We start from the raw sequence: 20,478 nt of genomic DNA, 5'->3' as shown, positions 1-20,478 counted from the left end.
GGTCAATTTGAGGAAGGAGATTTTTTACATATGTCCAAACGCCCTGAAGGAATGGGTACTGAGGATTCACTTTTCGGAGAAAGCCGTCCTTTTTTTATACCTGGGACGGAGCAACTGGATATCACAGCACACCCATACAGACTTTTTATATTTAAACCGAATACTACTCCTCCAGCGGCTGGTTTTCCAGTCATGTACGTGCTTGATGGGAATTCACTTTTTGGCACAATGGTCGAAGCAATTCGTTTACAGTCAAGAAGACCTGAAAAAACAGGTGTCGTACCTGCCATCATTGTTGGAATTGGCTATCAGACAGAAGCGCCCTATCATCCGCTCAGGCATTATGATCTCACTCTTACCAGCCCTGACGCTTCCATTGGGAGCAAAAGAAAGGACTTCTCCATCCATACATATGGCGGAGCCTCTGCTTTCTTTTCTTTTTTAGAAAAGACTGTAAAGCCTTATATCGAGCAACGCTTTCCGATCAACCTGAGTCGTCAAACACTGTTTGGGCATTCTCTTGGCGGTCTTTTTGTATTACACACACTATTTGAGCACCCTGAAGCTTATCAGACATATATTGCGGGCAGTCCTTCTATCCACTGGAATAAAAAATTATTTCTAGAAAAAGAAGACCAATTCACCAACCGTATACGTCAGGTGCCTATGAATGTCAGGCTGCTTGTAGGTGTAGGTGAGTTAGAAAAACATCATCCATGTCAAATGAATGATCATGCAAAGTCACTAGCAAATCGTATGTTGCCTTTATCCTCATATGGCTTACATACGGCCTATCATGAGTTCCCTGAAGAAGGACATACGTCCGTTTTACCGGTGCTGATGAATTACGCTTTTCGTTTTGCACTCTATCATGATGATCCTTTAACAACCACAGACATGAAAGAAAGGTAGTGAACGCATGAAACATAGTGGTCTATCTCAAAAGATTGCCCTTATCACAGGCGCAGGACAAGGTATTGGGCATGCAGTCGCAAAAAGACTATCCGAAGAAGGTGCGATCATTGCAGCAGTTGACGCAAATGAAGATCAGCTGCAAAGCACCATCCAACAAATGAATGATGAAGGCATACGCGCCTTTGCCTATCCAGGTGACATTACCGATCAAGCTTCTGTTCAACACATTGTCGATCAAATTGAAAAGCAGCTCGGACCCATTTATTTACTAGTCAATGTAGCAGGCATTCTTCGAATCGGTTCTATTGACCAGCTTTGTGCAGATGACTGGCAACAAACCTTCGCAGTCAACACACATGGTGTCTTTTACGTATCTCAAGCTGTCTCCAAATACATGATGAAAAGATCAGAAGGGGTCATTGTGACCGTCAGCTCTAACGCAGGTGCCATTCCTAGAATGAATATGGCTGCCTATGCCGCTTCAAAAGCCGCAGCTACTTCCTTTACAAAAACGCTTGGATTAGAGCTATCAGCCTATGGAATCAGATGCAATGTCGTCTCTCCTGGCTCTACCGCAACACCTATGCAATGGGCTTTATGGTCTGATGAACAAGGAGCAGACCATGTGATCAAAGGTTCATTAGAGACGTATAAAACCGGTATTCCTTTACAAAAAATCGCTGATCCTCAAAACATCGCTGATGCAGTAATCTTCTTTGCATCTGAGCAGTCCAGTCATATTACGATGCAGAATCTCACGATTGATGGTGGCGCAACACTCGGAATCTAGCATTTCATTAAAAAGGAGGCCTTTTCATGAAACATTCACTATTGTCGTCAGAAGAAAAACTACAGTTGATTCAAGACTATCAGCCAGGCGCTTTTTTCCTTGCTTCCCCTAAACGCACGATACTTGCAGAAGGGATTTTCCAGCATATTGAAACCAATCAGCTAAATGAACTATCCACAAGGGTAGCTCACGTATTTGACGCTGCCAAACAAGCTGGTATTCGAACACCGATTGTTGCTGGTGCTGTTCCGTTTGATCCAGCGCAACCCGTTCGTTTAAGTGTTCCACTCCATGTACAGTTTAGTGATCCACTCGAATTTCATCAAGGTGATGAGGAGACGGAAGTGGCAGCTCCATCCTATGAGGTGACACCTGTACCCTCTCCAGATGTCTACATGAATGGTGTGAACGAAGGGTTAGCTAAAATTGAGAAAGGAGAGCTTAGCAAAATCGTACTCTCTAGATCTCTCCATCTCAAATCAAATCGAGAAATTAATACGAAAGCAATACTCGAACGACTTGCTCGTCGTAATACGACTGGCTATACGTTTGCTACAAATGTAGCCGACCCGGAATCTTCCCAAAAGCGCACACTGCTTGGGGCAAGCCCTGAGCTGCTTCTTTCAAAAACTGGTTCATCTGTTATTTCCAATCCACTTGCTGGTTCTAGACCACGCAGTTCAGATCCAGTAGAAGACCAGCGTCGTCACGATGAACTCCTTACTTCAGCGAAGGATTTACACGAGCATGCAGTGGTTGTCGATGCTGTCACTAAAGCGCTTGCTCCTTACTGTCATACACTAGATGTGCCTGCATCACCATCCGTCATACAAACAGAAACGATGTGGCATTTATCTACTGTCGTAAAAGGTGAATTAGCAGATGCAGGTGTATCCTCAATTGATTTAGCGCTTAGCCTTCATCCAACACCCGCAGTATGCGGAACACCTACAGCAGATGCTCGTGAAGCAATCCAAGCGATTGAACCCTTCGATCGAGGATTTTTCACAGGAATGATCGGTTGGTCAGATGCAAATGGTGATGGTGATTGGATTGTCACCATTCGTTGTGCAGAAGCTGAGGGGCACTCCCTTCGCCTCTTTGCTGGTGCAGGAGTGGTCAAAGGATCAAAGGCAGAAGAAGAGCTAGCCGAAACATCTGCAAAATTCAACACGATGCTTCATGCGATGGGCATCCATCAGCTATAAAAATACATAGGAGATGACAAAACATGTTTGTTCAACCACCTACATGGCCAGAAGAATTTGCAAAACGCTACCGTGAAAACGGCTGTTGGCGTGGGGAAACCTTTAGCGGCATGCTTCGTGAACGCGCCATATCGTTAGGGAATAAAACAGCAATTACATACGCTGATACGCACATGAGCTACCAAGAACTTGATGAGCGCGTCAGCAGTCTTGCCGCCGGTTTTCATCAGCTTGGAATTCAAAAGGGAAGTCGAGTTGTCGTTCAGCTTCCTAACATTCCTGCTTTTTTTGAAGTCATTTTCGCTTTATTTCGAATCGGTGCTTTACCCGTCTTCTCGCTACCATCTCATAGAAGCAGTGAAATCACTTATTTTATTGAGTTTGCCGAAGCAGACGCATATGTTATTACAGATATCGACGGCGGCTTTGATTATCGATCACTTGCACGTCAAGTGAGAGAAAAGCTTCCCTCATTGCCTCATGTCATTGTTGCAGGGGAAGCTGAGGAATTCCTTGCCTTGGATGATCTGCGCAAGGACCCAGCGCTTGATCCTCAAATTCATGTAGAAGCAAGCGATATTGCGTTTCTTCAGTTATCTGGAGGCAGCACAGGCCTTTCAAAACTCATTCCCCGCACACATGATGACTATATTTATAGTCTTTGGAAAAGCAATGAAGTGTGCGAGCTCACACAGGATAGTGTGTATCTAGCTACACTTCCAGTTGCACACAACTATCCATTAAGCTCGCCTGGAGTCCTTGGGACGTTATACGCAGGCGGAAGAGTCGTTCTTGCACCTGGATCAAGCCCTGATGTAGTCTTTCCACTCATTGAAAAAGAACGAGCGACCATTACCGCTGTGGTTCCACCTATCGCATTGATTTGGCTAGAGGCCGCTCCTCAACGATCAGATGACTTATCGAGTCTTGAGGTCTTACAAGTCGGTGGTGCTAAATTAAGTGCTGAGGCAGCAAAACGAGTGATGCCTGCCCTTGGATGTAAGCTCCAGCAAGTTTTTGGCATGGCAGAAGGTCTGGTCAACTATACCCGATTAGATGATCCTGAACATGTCATTATTCATACACAAGGACGCCCGATGTCTGAATATGATGAGGTACTAGTGGTAGATGATGAGGACAAGCCCGTCCCGAATGAAGTGGCTGGACATCTTTTAACAAGAGGACCTTATACGATTCGTGGCTACTATCAAGCCGATGAACAAAACAAAAAAGCATTTACACCCGATGGCTTTTACAGAACAGGTGACATCGTGCGATTAACCAAAGAAGGAAATGTTGTTGTAGAAGGCAGAGACAAGGATCAAATCAATCGTGGTGGCGAAAAGGTTGCCGCTGAAGAAGTCGAAAACCATTTACTTGCGCATGCTGACATTCATGATGCCGCCATGGTGTCCATGCCAGATCCGTTTCTTGGCGAACGCTCATGTGCCTTTGTTATTGCGAAAGGCAACAGCAAACCAGCGCCCGCGGCCTTAAAGTCATTTCTAAGAGAACGCGGGCTCGCCGCCTATAAAATTCCTGACCGCATTGAATGGATCGATGCGTTCCCACAAACAGGTGTAGGCAAAGTCAGTAAAAAAGCATTAAGAGAATTAGCTGCAATCCATACTGCCAACGTATAAAAAAAGAGGAGTGAAAACCATGGCAATCCCTACTATTCCTGCGTATCCAATGCCGAGCACACAAGATTTACCCGAAAATAAAGTGAACTGGATACCGGATCCGAAACGTGCTGTCCTACTGATACATGACATGCAGCAATATTTTTTAAATGCATTTCAACAAGATACATCACCGATCACAGAGTTAGTTCAACATATTGAACAATTACGTAATACATGCAATGAACTTGGAATTCCAGTCGTCTATACAGCTCAACCAGGTGACCAAGACCCGAAGGATCGTGCCTTATTAACAGATTTTTGGGGACCTGGACTTGGTGATGATGAAGCATTGACAAAAATCATTGATCAGCTTGCTCCATCTGAAGCAGATACAATGCTGACAAAATGGCGTTATAGCGCATTCAAAAAATCCAATTTTTTAGATATTCTTCAAGAAGGCGGGCGTGATCAACTGATCATTACTGGCGTATATGCACATATTGGCTGTATGCTGACAGCCGCAGAAGCATTCATGCTCGATATTGAAACCTTTTTTGTCGCCGATGCCGTTGCTGACTTTTCACTTAAGCATCACAAAATGGCAATGACCTATGCAGCTGAACGCTGTGCGGTCACCACAACGACAAACCAAATCATTAGTCGTTTAACAGGACAGGAAGCAGACGATGACCTATCTTTTGAGGCCATCCTTCACCAAGTAGCTGAGTATCTCCAAATCGAGCCGAATGAAATACCGCTTGACGAAAATCTCGTCTACCTTGGGCTTGATTCTATTAGAATGATGAGCCTAGCGGAAAAGTGGAGACAGCAAGGAGCGACAGTCAATTTCGTTGAGCTTGCAGCAAATCCAACGCTCACTCATTGGCGAACTCTCCTTTTCCCAGAAAAACAGCCATCTATCCCAAATATCGATTACATGTAAAGGAGGTATAGACCCTTGTCGATCCAGTCAGTCGATTCATTCCCGCTAACCGGTGCCCAATCAGGCATATGGTATGCGCAGCAGCTTGATCCATCTAATCCCATTTTCAATACAGCTGAGTATATAGATATTAAAGGTTATATTGACTCCATACACTTTGAAGCAGCCATTAGAAAGACTGTCTTAGAAGCAGATTCCTTGTATATGCGCTTCGTTGAGGATACTGACGGTCCAAAGCAATGGTTTACATCTAAGAAAGAGATTCCATTTCAATATATCAATTTACAAAATGAAAAACAGCCGCTTGATGCGGCTAAAGCATGGATGAATGCAGATCTTTCAACACCAGTCTCTTTAGAGAACGATGTATTATTCCGTGAAGTACTTTTTCAACTTGCTGACGACAGATTTATCTGGTATCAGCGCATTCATCACATTGCCATTGATGGATTCGCCTTTTCGCTCATTGCACGCCGTGTTGCTGAGGTCTATTCAGCCCTATCGAAAGGGACACCTGTGCCTCCTCAAACATTTGGAGCCTTACATGACGTAGTCCAAGAGGAGATCACCTATCAACAGTCCAATCGGTATGAAGATGATCGAGCGTTTTGGAAAAATCGCTTTGCTGATCAACCTGAAATTGTCAGCCTTGCTGAGCTTGCCCCAAGAACTTCAGATGATTTTATCCGAAAAACCGCTAGCTATGATGCCGAAAAGGTAAGCAAAATGAAAAAAAATGCTCAAGCTTTCGGTTGTACCTGGCATGAAATGATTCTTGCCGCATCCGCTCTATATATGCATCGTATGACTGGTGCACACGATATTGTTTTAGGATTGCCTGTTATGATGCGCCTTGGATCTTGCGCCTTACAAACACCCGGAATGGTCATGAACCTAGTACCGCTTCGTTTAACATGCAAACCAGAAATGGCGCTCTCAGCACTTGTTCGCCAAGTATGTGATGAACTGAAAGCCATTCGTCCTCATCAAAGATATCGTCACGAAGACATGCGGAGAGACTTTAAACTCATCGGAAGAAATCAACGATTATTCGGCCCACAGATCAATATCATGCCATTTGATTATGATCTCATGTTCGATCAGAGCATTGGCCAAGCACATAATCTTTCAGCAGGACCCGTAGATGATTTATCGATCAACATATACGACCGCGCGGATGGGAACGGATTTCAAATCGACTTTGATGCAAACCCTGCCGTTTACAAAGAGCAAGCAGTTGACGCTCATCAGCATCGTTTTCTTCAATTGCTGGAGGAAATAACTGGACTAGAACAAGATCAGACAATCAGTCAATTCAACCTTCTTTTGTCTAAAGAAAAAGAGAACATCCTCAAGCACTGGAATGATACAAAACGAGAATTTCCAAAAGAATCTTTACGGGAACTATTTGAAAAACAAGTCAGCAAAACACCACAAGCAAAAGCAATACAGTTTGAAGGAACCACTTTGACCTACGAAGAGTTAAATCAGCGAGTAAATCAATTAGCTCATTATTTGAAAAGGCATGGCATTGGACCAGAACAATTTGTCGCAATTGCTCTGCCTCGATCCATCGATATGGTCGTAAGTCTGTTAGCCGTCGTCAAAACAGGAGCCGCATATCTGCCATTAGACCCTGATTACCCTAGCGATCGTGTTGCATATATGCTAAATGATGCCAAACCAGCGTGCTTGCTCACAGTCAAAGAGACAGCAGACCGTTTGGACCATCCACACATCGTTCAACTGGATGATTCAACTGTTCATCAGGAGATCGTAGGCAGTCCGCATCTCAATCCGACCTGGAACGAAGGCTCTCCACATCACCCGGCATACATCATCTACACGTCAGGATCGACAGGCAAACCAAAGGGTGTTGTTGTAACAAAGCGAAATGTGATCAACTTTATATTGTCGATGCAAGATTCATTTTTATTAGATCAAGGAGATCAGCTTCTAGCGGTAACGACCATTGCCTTTGATATTTCCGGGCTAGAAATGTTCCTCCCGCTCTTACATGGGGCTGCTCTTTTATTGGCAAAAAAAGAAATCATACAAGAGCCAGCAAAGCTTTCAGACATGATTCGTTCTCATCATGTCACAATCATGCAGGCAACACCAACGTTGTGGCATGAATTGGCAGATGAATACCCTGACGTGATAACAGGTATGCGTGTTCTTGTTGGAGGAGAAGCACTCCCTGCCTCCCTTTTGCACACATTGCAATCTCTTCAATGCGACATTACCAATTTGTACGGACCTACAGAAACGACGATCTGGTCTACGATGGAAAATGTCACAGCACATCAAGAGAATAGCGGGCCGCCAATTGGTAAACCAATTTGGAATACGAGTATTTACATTTTAGATGAAGGACTAAACCCTGTCCCAGCAGGATCAATCGGTGAACTTTATATTGCAGGTGAAGGAGTATCCAGAGGATATCTTGGACGATATGATTTAACGGCTGAACGTTTTGTGGCTGATCCATTCGGTACAAAAGGCACGAGAATGTATCGTACTGGTGATTTAGCCAGATGGCGTTTGGATGGTTCGATTGATTATATCAGCCGTGCCGATCATCAAATTAAAATCCGCGGCTTCCGAATTGAACTAGGTGAAATTGAAACCGTGATTATGCAACACCAATCCATAAAGCATACATCTGTTATCGTTCGTGAGGATCAACCTGGACAACAGTTGCTTTGTGCGTATGTTGTGCTGACAGATGGCACTTCTCTGCACCCTTCAGAGCTCAGGCAGTTTGTGGCTGCATTACTTCCTGATTACATGGTTCCTACTGCTGTTGTCGTTTTGCCAGAACTTCCACTTACACCAAACGGCAAAATCAATCGCAAAGCATTACCAGCACCAAATATGTCTTTAGTTAGTTCTGAACGTACACCTAGAACACCCCAAGAAGACATGTTATGTAGTTTATTTGCAGAAACCCTTGGCCTATCTCAAATTGGCATAGATGATAGTTTCTTTGACTTAGGCGGACATTCCTTACTCGCCGCTCGTCTGCTTAGACGTATACGCGATACACTTGGTGCAGACCTAAGCATGAGTACCATTTTTGAATCACCTCGAGTGGCTGAGCTTGCGCAGCACATTGACAAAGCGAAGGACATTCGGCCGCCGCTTCAGGTAGAAAACAAGCCAGATGAGATTCCGTTATCCTTTGCCCAAAAACGGCTCTGGTTCCTTCATTACCTTGAAGGGCCAAGTCCAACTTACAATATCCCACTTGTCATTCAGCTGACAGGTACACTAGATCAAAAAGCTCTAATTGGTGCACTGGCAGATATCACTGAAAAACATGAAACCCTTAGAACCATTTTTCCAAATAAGAACGGCATGCCAAGACAGGTCATTTTACATCCAAAAAGTGTTCAGCCTGAACTCCATGTCACAGCTTCAAGCGATCAACAAATTGAGAATCAGTTAAACGAAGCCATTCGCTATAGCTTTAAGATTGAAGAAGAACCCGCACTGCGAGCAGATTTATTCATGCTTGATGCAAATCGATCCGTACTGCTTCTATTGCTACATCACATCGCTGGTGACGGCTGGTCACTTGCACCATTGACACGAGATTTAGCTGTTGCTTATGAAGCCCGTATGCAAGGAAAATCAATCTCCTTGCCAGCCGAACCTGTTCAATATGCTGACTATGCCATTTGGCAGCAGAAGCTGTTGGGCAGTGAAGAAGAGAAAGATAGTCTATTTGCCAAACAACTAAGTTATTGGACAGATGCATTACATGGTCTGCCAGAAGAACTGGAGCTTCCCTATGACTTCCCACGTCCACAGGAAGGAAGCTTCAACGGTGCTACGATAGACTTTACGATTGAACCCGCTTTACACCAGCTGCTTCTTGATCTTGCAAAGCAGCATCAAGTGAGTTTGTTCATGGTGCTCCAAGCATCACTTGCAGCATTACTGACACGCCTTGGGGCGGGAACAGATATCCCAATTGGCAGTCCGATTGCTGGACGGAATGACGATGCACTTGATGACATTGTGGGGTTGTTTGTGAACACACTTGTATTACGTACAAATACAACTGGTAATCCAACCTTTAGTGAGCTATTGAAGCGAGTGCGAGACGTTGACTTAGCAGCCTATGAGCATCAGGATCTACCATTTGAGCGGCTAGTTGAAGTCCTAAATCCAACTCGATCCAGATCACGCAATCCATTGTTTCAGGTCATGCTTGCCTTCCAAAATACACCGAAGGCCGAAATGAAGCTGGCACAACTTGACTCAGACCTCTACGTGAAACCAGTGGGATCAGCTAAATTTGATCTGACCATCGAATTAACAGAACAAAGAACCGAAACTGGGTCAGCAGCAGGGTTAACAGGGTTATTTGAATTCAGCACAGATGTGTTTAAACAAAGCACCATTCAAGCAATCGCTGACAGAATGAAGCGCTTTTTAACAGAGATAGCTGAGCACCCACATCTGCCAATTGGTCAAGTGAACATCTTATCAAAAAAAGAGCGACAAACGTTTCTCCCTGACAAGCAAACAATCGCTCATTTAGACCAAGCACCTGCTCTCCCAGCATTATTTGAAAAAACGGCGCAGCAATACCCTGATCGAGTGGCTGTAACGGATGGCAAGAGGCAGCTTACCTATAAAGAGTTAAACAACAAAGCCAATCGTCTTGCTCATTTATTAATAGAAAGAGGCGTTGGACCAGAACAGTTCGTTGCACTTGCCCTGCCTAGATCAATCGATATGCTCGTGAGTTTATTAGCCGTTCATAAAGCAGGCGCAGCCTATGTCCCGCTTGATCCTGACTATCCAGCAGACAGGCTAGCATACATGATACAAGATGCCAAACCTGTTTGTAGCATCACAACAAAAGCAGACGCAGTGCATCTCCCTGCTGATTGCGATTTGATTTTGTTAGACGAAAAAGAAACGAGCGGCCAACTGCTGACTACGCCACATCACAATCCGGCTGATACAGACAGAATTGAGCCACTATCTTCTCTGCATCCGGCCTATATTATTTATACATCCGGTTCTACAGGCAAACCAAAAGGAGTGGTCATCCCACACCAAAATGTCATCCGTCTTCTGACATCTACTGCACATTGGTTCCATTTTGATGAAGAGGATGTTTGGACAATGTTTCATTCGTATGCCTTTGATTTTTCCGTATGGGAAATATGGGGACCACTTTTATATGGAGGTCGACTTGTGATTGTACCTCATACCATCTCTCGCTCTCCTGAAGAGATGCTCCTGCTTCTAGTCGATGAAGGTGTGACAGTACTTAATCAAACCCCTTCTGCCTTCTATCAGCTCATGCAGGTAGAAAAGGAACAACAAACACTTGGTCAAGCATTATCACTCCGCTATGTCATCTTTGGCGGCGAAGCATTAGAGCTTAGCAGATTAGAAGATTGGTACAGCCGTCACTCAGATTGTAAGCCAAAGCTAATCAACATGTACGGTATTACAGAGACCACCGTACACGTTACGTACAATGTACTCAATCGAGACATGATCGCAAAGAAATCCAGTAGCTTAATAGGTGAACCGATTCCAGATTTACACGTTTACGTACTAGATGAATACCTACAACCTGTTCCCCCTGGGACGACAGGTGAAATGTATGTAGCTGGAGCTGGCTTGGCAAGAGGTTATCTAGGCAGGCCTGATCTGTCATCAGACCGTTTCCCTGCCGACCCTTATGGAGCACCTGGCACAAGGATGTATCGTACAGGTGACCTCGCACGCTGGACAGAAGAAGGGGCACTTGATTACATTGGCAGAGCTGATCATCAAATTAAAATACGCGGGTTTAGGATTGAACTTGGAGAAATCGAAGCCGTTCTGGCACGCCACGATGCAGTTGCACAAGTTGCCGTCATTATGCGAGAGGATCAGCCTGGTGACAAACGCTTAGTCGCATATATCGTAACAACTGAAGAAGACTGTTTCGATACAGAGACCCTTCGTCATTTTGCCGCAGCCAGTCTTCCTGATTACATGGTGCCTGCGGCATATGTGCAGATTGATACCATGCCACTTACAGCAAACGGGAAGCTTGATCAAAAATCACTGCCGGCACCTCAATGGCATATACAGCAAACGGATGGCCGCGGCCCAAGAAATCCAAAAGAGGAAATCCTATGCCATCTCTTTGAAGAGGTGCTTGATTTGCCAAAAATCAGCATTGACGATCGCTTTTTTGACATTGGCGGGCATTCATTACTTGCGGTTCGTTTAATCAGCCGCATTCGTGATGCACTTGGTGTCAAACTAAGCATCGGAACGTTGTTTGAAGCACCAAATGTTGCAAGTTTGGCAGAGAAACTAGAAACAGGAAGCGATGAAAACGCACTAGAAATCTTGCTGCCACTACGAACAAATGGAGAAAGATATCCTCTCTTCTGTGTTCACCCAGCAGGTGGTCTTAGCTGGTGCTATGCAGGTCTCTTGAATACATTAGAGAAAGACATCCCTATTTATGGATTACAAGCACGAGGAATCGCAAGAAAAGATGACCACCCGCGCACACTAGATGATATGGCTGCGGATTATATCAAGCACATCCAAACGATTCAGCCAAAAGGCCCTTATCATCTTCTTGGCTGGTCACTAGGCGGAAACGTTGTACAGGCAATGGCTACACAGCTCCAGCAGCAAGGTGAAGAAATCTCACTCGTTGCGATGCTGGATGCCTATCCGAACCATTTCTTACCAATTAAGGAAGCACCTGATGAAGAAGAAGCACTAATCGCTCTTCTTGCGCTCGGCGGTTATGATCCAGATACCTTAACAGATGAACCACTCACGATGAAAAGTGCCGTCGACATCTTGAAAAAAGATGGTAGTGCACTAGCAAGCTTAAGTGAAGATGCCATTAGAAATCTAAAAGAAACCTATGTCAATTCAGTTCGCTTGCTCGGAGATTATCAGCCAAAAACTTATCATGGAGACATATTATTCTTTAGATCTACCATTATCCCAGATTGGTTTACACCAATTGATCCCGAAGCATGGGCACCTTATATCAACGGAAAAATTGAACAGCACGACATTCATTGCCGGCACAAAGACATATGCCAGCCTATACCCCTAGCAGAAATTGGTGTCATCTTAGACAACACACTGCATCGGGTCAAACAAAAGCACTAAGAATAAAGGAGAGATGACAAATGACAAATCCCTTTGATCGTGAAGACGGTGTCTTCCTTGTGCTTGTCAATGAACAAGGACAGCATTCACTTTGGCCATCATTTGCACCAGTGCCAGATGGATGGGAAAAGGTCTTTGGTGAAGACACTAGAAATGCCTGCATCGATTATATCCAGACACACTGGCAGGACTTACGGCCATTAAGCTTAACAAAAGAACCTGCCCTAGCACATGGAAAAACGAAATAAATCATCGCACCCTGATCTCACTCAGGGTGCTTTTTTGACAGAATAAACATCACCATCTTTCCAGCCCTTTCTGCTACAATTTAATTGAGAATGTTTATCAATCAATAAGAGATCAGGTGGTTTTATGGGAAATAACAATCAATTACGTACAATGGCAAATGCCGAACAATTCATCTATCGATTAACATATACTGAAAAAATAAATAATGCAGAGCTTCCGCATACGGAGCAACAGCTATCAGATACATTCTGCCTCCTCTTCAGCATAAGCGGCAGCGGTTTATTCACATTGAACGATCAAAAATGGCGATTGAAAAATCTGACACTCTATACGATCATGCCAGGGGAAACATTTATGTTGAAAACAGAGCCTTATCAAAAACACGAGCTCTATCTGTTTCGCTTTCAGCTCTACACGCTGCAAGATCAAAACATAGGAGAAGTATCAACTGAACATGCCCGTTCTTTAATGAATGTATGGCAATTTATCGATATTAGCTCGATTGAACAAATTCATTCTTTACTGCCTGAAATGACAGAGGAATGGAAAAGACCTGAATCCATTAGCTTTTTTAGAAGCCAAACTCTTTTTCAACAGCTCATTATGCAGCTTTTCACACTGCATAAAGAAGATATTTTTGACACGGCACATGCCCTTTTCAAAACAAAACAATATATCGATCAACATTCCGAAGAACCCCTCAGCCTTACAAGTCTATCTCATATGGCTGGCATCAGCGCCAATCATTACAGTGAGCTATTTAAAAAGCATTTTGATGTGAGTGTCACTGATTATATCACCAAGAAAAGGATGGCTAGAGCCAAACAGTTAATGGCAAAAAGCAATGCAAAGCTCAAAGACATTGCACTGGAAATCGGCTATCAAGATCCCTATTACTTTAGCCGCATCTTTAAGAAAAAAACTGGTATGACCCCTTCTGCATATATGAAAAGCCGTCAGCGCAAAATTGCAGCCTATGGTCATTCCATACTCGGTCAGCTCACACCAATTCATATCATCCCATATGCTGCCCCTCTTCATCCTAAATGGACAGCACATGATTTTGAGCATCATGCAGAAGAAATTCCGATTCACCTGAGTGCACATCGTATCAACGAGCACGCTGAAGCCAATTTACAGCAATTAAAGGAAACAAATCCTGAGCTGATCATTGCCAATGATCATGTGACAGAGGAAGAAAAACAAGTGTTGAAAACCATCTGTCCTGTTCACTTTGTTCCATTCACACAATTGAATTGGCGCGCTCAATTCAGACAAACAGCTATGTTCCTGAACGAAGCGAAGGAAGCAGAAGAATGGTTGCTTCATTACGAGGAAATCGTCATTCAAGCGAAAAAGGCATGCCTTGTTGATCATCCACCAAAAACCGTCCTGCCTCTTCGTATCTTTCAAGATCAGCTCTACTTGTCTGTAAATCGCACCATGTCAGAAGTGATTTTTCATGACATTGGTCTTCTGCCAGCTTTTCAGAATGATGGTCAGCTAATAGAAAAAAAAATCAGCATTCGCTCCATACAACAGCTAGACCCAGATGCCATCTTTCTCTTCTTGCATAAAGAGCCAAAAACCATTGCATTTTATCAAAAGTTAAAGCAACAGGAGGCTTGGCAAAATCTCAAGGCTGTGAGTCAACAAGCAGTCTATCCACTCGCTTCTGACCCTTGGCGTGAATACACAGCAGCCAGTCATCAACGAGTCATTCAGGACCTTTTATCTTTTTTTCCGTAAAAAGTCCATCATTTGATAGAGAATTGTCTATGGCTAAAAGGACGAAAGCCTAATACAATCTTTAATTGAGAACAATTATCAGTTAAAGGAGAAAACAAATGAAAAAATGGTTAGCATTGCTTACCCTTTGTATCATGACGATCACCACAGCAGCCTGTGGTGCTACAGAAAATAAACCTGCTTCAAACTCAACTAAAAGCAAGTCAGCTGAAGCAATAGAAACAAAAATCAATTACTTAGATCAAACGTACAAGCTCAAAACACCAGTGAAACGAATCGTCATTGCCGGAAGTTTAGAATCAATGGAAGATGCAAAATTACTTGGTATCCAACCTATTGGTGCTTCTACTGTAGGCGGCACATTCCCTGAATTATTTAAAGACATCACAGCGAAAACAGAAGGCATCGGTGAAAAAACAGAACCAAACCTAGAGAAAATCTTAAAACTAAAACCAGACGTGATACTCGGATCAACAAAGTTCCCACCTGCAACAATTAAAAAACTGGATAAAGTCCAAACGACGATCCCGGTATCCCATGTCTCTTCTGACTGGGAAAGTAATCTTTTATTGCTCGGTACACTGACTGGAAAAAGTGAAGAAGCCAAAACCCTCATTTCTGATTATCAGAAAGATCTCAAACAAGCGAAAGAAACCCTGAAAGACAAAAGCAACAACAAAACAGCTGTCATTTTACGCATTAGACAGGGAGACCTGTACGTGTATCCTGAAGATGTATACTTCAACTCTACCTTATATGGGGACTTAGGATTTACAGCACCAAGTGATATCAAAAAAGCCAAAGCACAAGCGATGATTTCAATGGAGCGCCTTGGCGAACTAAATCCTGACTATATTTTTGTTCAGTTCTCTAAAGAGGAAAACTCATCGAATCCAAACGCATTGAAGGACTTAGAGCAAAATAAAATTTGGACAAGCCTAAAAGCTGTGAAAAATGGGCACGTCAATGAAAATGTCGTTGACCCTATGCTTCAAGGAGGAACAGCACTAAGCAAAACAACCTTCCTTGATAAGGCTGTCAAATGGTTAGCGAAAAACAACTAAAGAAGGAAGCGCCAATTTGCGCTTTCAGATTGTTGACAAAGGGCTAAAATGATCTTTATTTTAGCCCTTTGTCTTCTTTTCATCGTAGTGAAAACCTTGAGGAGAGAATACACATGAACGGAACGTTTCTATATGACGAGTTTAATGGGCGTCAGCTTGATATTTACCTTCCACAGGACACTTCTATTGATGTTCCAGCTGTCTTTGTACAAGATGGCTCTTCTTTGTTTAGAACACACCTGCTAGAGATCGAAAGAATGATAGAAGCCAATACCATCTCGCCAATCATCATTGTCGGCATACACCCCTTCAATCGACTTGATGAATATACACCATGGAAGGCGTCATCACTGCGTTCTGAGTTTCCTGACTTTAATGGCGAGGCACAGACGTATGTGTCATTTTTAGCAAATGACTTGCTCCCATATATCAAAAGAGAATATCCAGTCAAGCAGACCTGTCATCAACATAGTCACGTAGGTGCTTCATTAGGTGGACTATTTGCTATTTATACCCTATTGATGCACCCTGCCCTTTTTAAAAACATCGCATCTATCTCTGGGTCATTTTGGTATCAAAATTTTCTACCGTTTGCTAAACAACAAAGCATTCAGTGTGTGGATCACCTTGTCTATTTATCTTTAGGCAGTGAAGAAGGTAAAGGCAAAACATCTGCTCAACAGCACATGCCTTTATTCAACAAACAACTACATGACCTTTTATTACAGAAAGGGATGCAGGAATGGCAACTGCAATATCACATCGAACAAGGGGAGGGCCATCATCTGAAACAATTTCAAAAAAATTTCTTATCGGCCATAAAGTGGTTTTATAAAAGAGAACTCTAATTTTTTATCAGCATGGCACAAAGCCGATATGATATATTGGAACGTATAGATTGAAAGAGGAGGGATTTGCGTATGAGACCATTACAAATCTCAGCCGATACGGCACAAAAACTTGCGGCATCACTCAATGTACCCATTGAACAAATCATGCATATGCCGCAGCATATCTTAATCGCTAAACTAGCAGAGCTTGAACAGAAGAAAGATCGTTCTTCTTAAAGAAATAAAGGAGTTTACATTCATGGAACAACAACTAGAACAATCAACATTACAGCATCGCAGTAAAGGACAAACCGTCCTGCTGATTGCTGGGATTTTACTCATTGCATTTAATCTACGCCCTGCCATTACGTCCGTGGGGCCTCTCATCGGCGCCATTCGTTCCGATTTGCAGCTTTCAAATGGACTTGCAGGTTTTCTCACGACATTACCACTGCTCTCATTCGCATTGCTTTCTCCAATTGCACCTAAAATCGGAAAACGACTTGGCAATGAACGAACCCTCTGGCTAGGACTTGCTGTCCTTCTATTTGGGATTGTGATTCGCTCGTTTGGCACGATCACCTTCTTAATGATTGGAACCGCGCTTGTTGGTGTCGGGATTGCAATATGTAATGTGCTCTTACCGGGGCTCGTGAAGCATAAATTCCCTGCACATGCAGGATTGATGACGAGCGTGTATACGACCTCGATGTCCGTCTTTGCGGCACTTGCATCAGGTGTCAGTGTTCCACTCAGTCATACGATGCCTGGCGGCTGGAATACTTCATTCCTCGTATGGGCTGGCCTTGCACTGCTCGCGATGATGGTCTGGGCGTCGCAGCTTCTTCATCAGAACACAGCAGCCGTCAAAAGCATTTCGCTCACAGAGCAGCCGATATGGCGTTCACGTGTCGCATGGCAGGTGACCTTTTTTATGGGCTTGCAGTCATTCCTTTTCTATAGCAGCATCGCCTGGTTTCCTGATATTTTAATATCACACGGAATGAATCTGTCGACGGCTGGCTGGATGCTGTCCATTATGCAGTTTGCTGGGCTGCCATCTACCTTTTTAACACCTGTTTTTGCAGAAAAATTAAAAACACAAAGACCGCTTGTCTTCGGCCTTGTTCTTGTGTATTTACTTGGCATGATCGGACTTCTTCTCGGAGGATCGACGCCTATTCTCGTGATCTCTGTTTTATTGATTGGCATTGGACAAGGTGCCAGTATCAGTCTGGCGCTCACATTTATCGGATTACGGACTACCAATATGGAGCAAGCCGCTGCCCTTTCCGGAATGGCGCAGTCTCTCGGTTATTTATTAGCCGCCGTTGGTCCGTTCATGGTCGGAATCCTTTTTGATCTCACACATACATGGACGCCATCCATTATCATCTTTATCATCATCCTATTTTTCATGCTTTTATCCGGTATGCGTGCCGGACGAAGCGTCTATATTTCAGATCCATCATAAAAAAAGAACCCGCCTCCTCGTGAGACGGGTTCTTTTCTAATTATGCTTGTTCTGTCACATGAACCTTTAATGTTGCTTGTACCTCTGGATGAAGCTTCACCGGTACATTTGTGTAACCTAATGCACGGATGGCATCATTCAGCTCGATTTTGCGCTTATCGAGTTTGATTTGATGATCTTTTTGCAATTTATCAGCGATTTGTTTGCTTGTAATCGATCCAAACAGACGACCGCCTTCACCTGATTTTGCAGTGAGCTCCACTGTTAACGCCTCAAGTGTCTCTTTTAGTTGCTTCGCTTGTTCAAGCTCTTGGATGGCATTCTTTTTCTCTTTGTTTTTCTGCCCTTCCAATGCGCTTAGGTTCGTTGGATTTGCTTCAACCGCTAACCCTTGTTTGATGAGAAAGTTGTGAGCGTATCCGTCAGCTACATTCTTGACTTCGCCTTTTTTCCCTTTGCCTTTTACGTCTTTTAGAAAGATGACTTTCATCTTTGAACCCCTCCTTCGAAATATTCATCAATGGCAGCTTTTAACTGCTCTACCGCTTCTTCAATGGTTATACCATACATTTGGGTTGCAGCGTTAGTCAAATGACCGCCGCCATCTAACGCTTCCATGATAATTTGGACGTTGATATCTCCTAATGATCTCGCACTAATGCACACCGTGTTGTCATCTCGTCTAGCGACAGCAAATGACGCTTCTACCTCACTCATTGACAACAGAGAATCAGCCGTCTGGGCAATCGTAATTTGATCATAATACTCTGAGCTGTCTGACGGCAAGGAGGCAATCGCCACCTGGTTTTGATACAGATCTGTATGCTGAATGAGCTTTGCCCGTTTGATGTAATGATCGACTGTCTCTTTTAGGAATTTTTGCACAAGGACAGGATCTGCCCCCTTCGCACGAAGATAGGATGCTGCATCAAATGTTCTTGATCCCGTTCTCAGTGAGAAGCTCTTCGTATCAACGATGATCCCTGCGAGAAGCGCAGTAGCCTCAATCATGTTAATGCGCAATTTCTTCGGCTGATACTCTAAAAGCTCTGTCACAAGCTCTGCTGTGGATGAAGCATACGGCTCCATATAGACAAGTAATGGATCACGGATAAACTCTTCGCCGCGTCTATGATGGTCAATGACCACGACATTTTCAATCTTATTGAGCAGTCGTTCTTCCATGACGAGAGACGGTTTATGTGTATCCACGACCACAAGCAATGTATCATCCTTTGCAAGCTCCATGGCTTCCTCTGGGGTGATAAAACGTGACCAAAGATCTTCATAATTCTTAATTTCACTAATCAAGCGTTGAACACTGTCCCCAATCTGGTTGGCATCAATGACAATATAGCCTTCTTTCCCATTGGCCTGGGCGACCTTTAAAATCCCAATAGATGCACCGATCGAGTCCATGTCTGGGAACTTATGCCCCATGATCATGACATTCCCGCTTTCAGATACAATTTCTTTTAAAGCATGAGAAATGACCCGTGCGCGTACGCGTGTCCGTTTCTCCATTGGATTCGTTTTCCCGCCGTAGAATTTCACTTTTCCATTTGGCTGCTTAATCGCTACCTGATCTCCGCCTCGTCCAAGGGCAAGGTCAAGACTCGACTGCGCAAGTGCCCCAAGCTCTTTTAAAGAAGGAACGGACGCACCAATCCCGATACTGAGAGTAAGCGTCGCACTATGCGCCCCTGTTTTCTCACGGACTTCGTCTAAAATGGAGAACTTCGACGCTTCAAGCTCTGCTAAGATGCTCTCATTTAGAACCGCCATAAATCGTTCAGACGAAATTCGCTTCAGGAAAATGCCATATTCTTGTGCCCAATTGTTTAACAGCGACGTCACTTCACTATTAATGGTGCTGCGCACCTGATCATCAAGACCCTGCGTGACATCATCGTAATTGTCTAAAAAGATATAAGATAACACCGTTCGTTCATTTTCGTACTGTCTTTCAATCTGCACCTGTTCCGTGACATCAAAGAAATATAAAAGGCGCTCTGACCGTTTAATAATGACTTTGAATTTCCGGTCATTCAGCGTCACATTTTCTGTCTCGACCTCTTGTTTAATAAGAGGCACAACGGACTCGAATGTATCATACAAGGATCTGCCGACAAGCGTGCTTTCATGAAAGCACGAAGCGAGAAATGGATTTGTCCATTCGATATAATACTGGTCATTAAACAGCATAATACCAATTGGCATTTCCATTAATGCTTCTTCTCCAACCTTTTTGACTCGATAGGATAATGTTGAAATATATGAATCAATCTCTTTTTGCACTTGCGTATCTGCCCACTTTAAGAAGTAGAGCACACCTGCAAGGACTAAAAGACCAACCGCTCCTATGATCCAATTATAATAAAGGTTGAGGAGGACTGTGACCACCGCAAGGACAATTAATGCGATGATCGGATACTTGATGACAGGTTTTCTATAGAAGCTTGGCACT

At 43.7% G+C, this 20,478-nt stretch carries 14 protein-coding genes; 12 read left to right on the top strand and 2 right to left on the bottom strand.

The genetic code is table 11. The annotated features are described in order from the left end of the window. Positions 1-30: 30 nt before the first annotated feature. From C6W21_RS10130 to C6W21_RS10075, 12 genes are all read left to right on the top strand, one after another. Positions 31-912: an alpha/beta hydrolase gene (locus C6W21_RS10130; protein ID WP_106050261.1), complete on the top strand. Its 882-nt coding sequence runs from the start codon at positions 31-33 to the stop codon at positions 910-912. A 7-nt stretch (positions 913-919) separates the two neighbouring features. Continuing rightward, a complete protein-coding gene (locus C6W21_RS10125) occupies positions 920-1,705 on the top strand; it encodes a 2,3-dihydro-2,3-dihydroxybenzoate dehydrogenase (protein WP_106050260.1) in 786 nt (261 codons plus the stop codon). A gap of 26 nt (positions 1,706-1,731) precedes the next feature. Next, positions 1,732-2,913, top strand: coding sequence for an isochorismate synthase DhbC (dhbC, locus tag C6W21_RS10120; RefSeq protein WP_106056232.1), 1,182 nt, complete (start codon positions 1,732-1,734; stop codon positions 2,911-2,913). 23 nt (positions 2,914-2,936) lie between these two features. Continuing rightward, positions 2,937-4,556, top strand: coding sequence for a (2,3-dihydroxybenzoyl)adenylate synthase (locus C6W21_RS10115; protein ID WP_106050258.1), 1,620 nt, complete (start codon positions 2,937-2,939; stop codon positions 4,554-4,556). Between the two features lie 19 nt (positions 4,557-4,575). Next, positions 4,576-5,481 carry an isochorismatase family protein gene (locus C6W21_RS10110; RefSeq protein ID WP_106050257.1) on the top strand — a complete coding sequence of 302 codons (906 nt, stop codon included), beginning with the start codon at positions 4,576-4,578 and terminating at the stop codon, positions 5,479-5,481. Between the two features lie 15 nt (positions 5,482-5,496). Then, positions 5,497-12,645 (top strand): amino acid adenylation domain-containing protein, encoded by a 7,149-nt coding sequence (locus C6W21_RS10105; protein WP_106050256.1) that lies wholly within the window; start codon positions 5,497-5,499, stop codon positions 12,643-12,645. 20 nt (positions 12,646-12,665) lie between these two features. Continuing rightward, positions 12,666-12,893: an MbtH family protein gene (locus C6W21_RS10100; protein ID WP_106050255.1), complete on the top strand. Its 228-nt coding sequence runs from the start codon at positions 12,666-12,668 to the stop codon at positions 12,891-12,893. Positions 12,894-13,017: 124 nt separating this feature from the next. Further along, complete coding sequence (locus C6W21_RS10095) at positions 13,018-14,643, top strand: AraC family transcriptional regulator (RefSeq protein ID WP_106056230.1); 1,626 nt, start codon at positions 13,018-13,020, stop codon at positions 14,641-14,643. A 98-nt stretch (positions 14,644-14,741) separates the two neighbouring features. Further along, positions 14,742-15,707 carry an ABC transporter substrate-binding protein gene (locus C6W21_RS10090; RefSeq protein ID WP_106056228.1) on the top strand — a complete coding sequence of 322 codons (966 nt, stop codon included), beginning with the start codon at positions 14,742-14,744 and terminating at the stop codon, positions 15,705-15,707. A 113-nt stretch (positions 15,708-15,820) separates the two neighbouring features. Next, positions 15,821-16,555 carry an alpha/beta hydrolase gene (locus C6W21_RS10085; RefSeq protein ID WP_106056226.1) on the top strand — a complete coding sequence of 245 codons (735 nt, stop codon included), beginning with the start codon at positions 15,821-15,823 and terminating at the stop codon, positions 16,553-16,555. Between the two features lie 72 nt (positions 16,556-16,627). Then, entirely contained in the window at positions 16,628-16,774 is a 147-nt protein-coding gene (locus C6W21_RS10080) for a YycC family protein (protein WP_003214589.1), read from the top strand. 22 nt (positions 16,775-16,796) lie between these two features. Next, positions 16,797-18,011, top strand: a complete 1,215-nt coding sequence (locus C6W21_RS10075) for a CynX/NimT family MFS transporter (protein ID WP_106056224.1) — start codon at positions 16,797-16,799, stop codon at positions 18,009-18,011. A gap of 40 nt (positions 18,012-18,051) precedes the next feature. On the opposite strand, the gene rplI is transcribed toward C6W21_RS10075, so the two are convergent. Together rplI and C6W21_RS10065 are read right to left on the bottom strand one after the other, a co-directional pair. Next, positions 18,052-18,501: a 50S ribosomal protein L9 gene (rplI, locus tag C6W21_RS10070; protein WP_034323903.1), complete on the bottom strand. Its 450-nt coding sequence runs from the start codon at positions 18,499-18,501 to the stop codon at positions 18,052-18,054. Beyond that, the gene (locus tag C6W21_RS10065; protein WP_044139054.1) at positions 18,498-20,477 is read right to left on the bottom strand and encodes a DHH family phosphoesterase; all 1,980 of its coding nucleotides are present in this window, start codon (positions 20,475-20,477) and stop codon (positions 18,498-18,500) included. The genes rplI and C6W21_RS10065 overlap by 4 nt, the downstream gene beginning before the upstream one ends. Position 20,478: the final 1 nt, after the last annotated feature.

The organism is Bacillus sp. NMCN1 (assembly GCF_002998085.1).
Classification (GTDB): Bacteria; Bacillota; Bacilli; order Bacillales; family Bacillaceae; genus Bacillus.
Note: the sequence above shows the minus strand (reverse complement) of the source record. Positions and strands in the feature narration are given on the sequence as shown.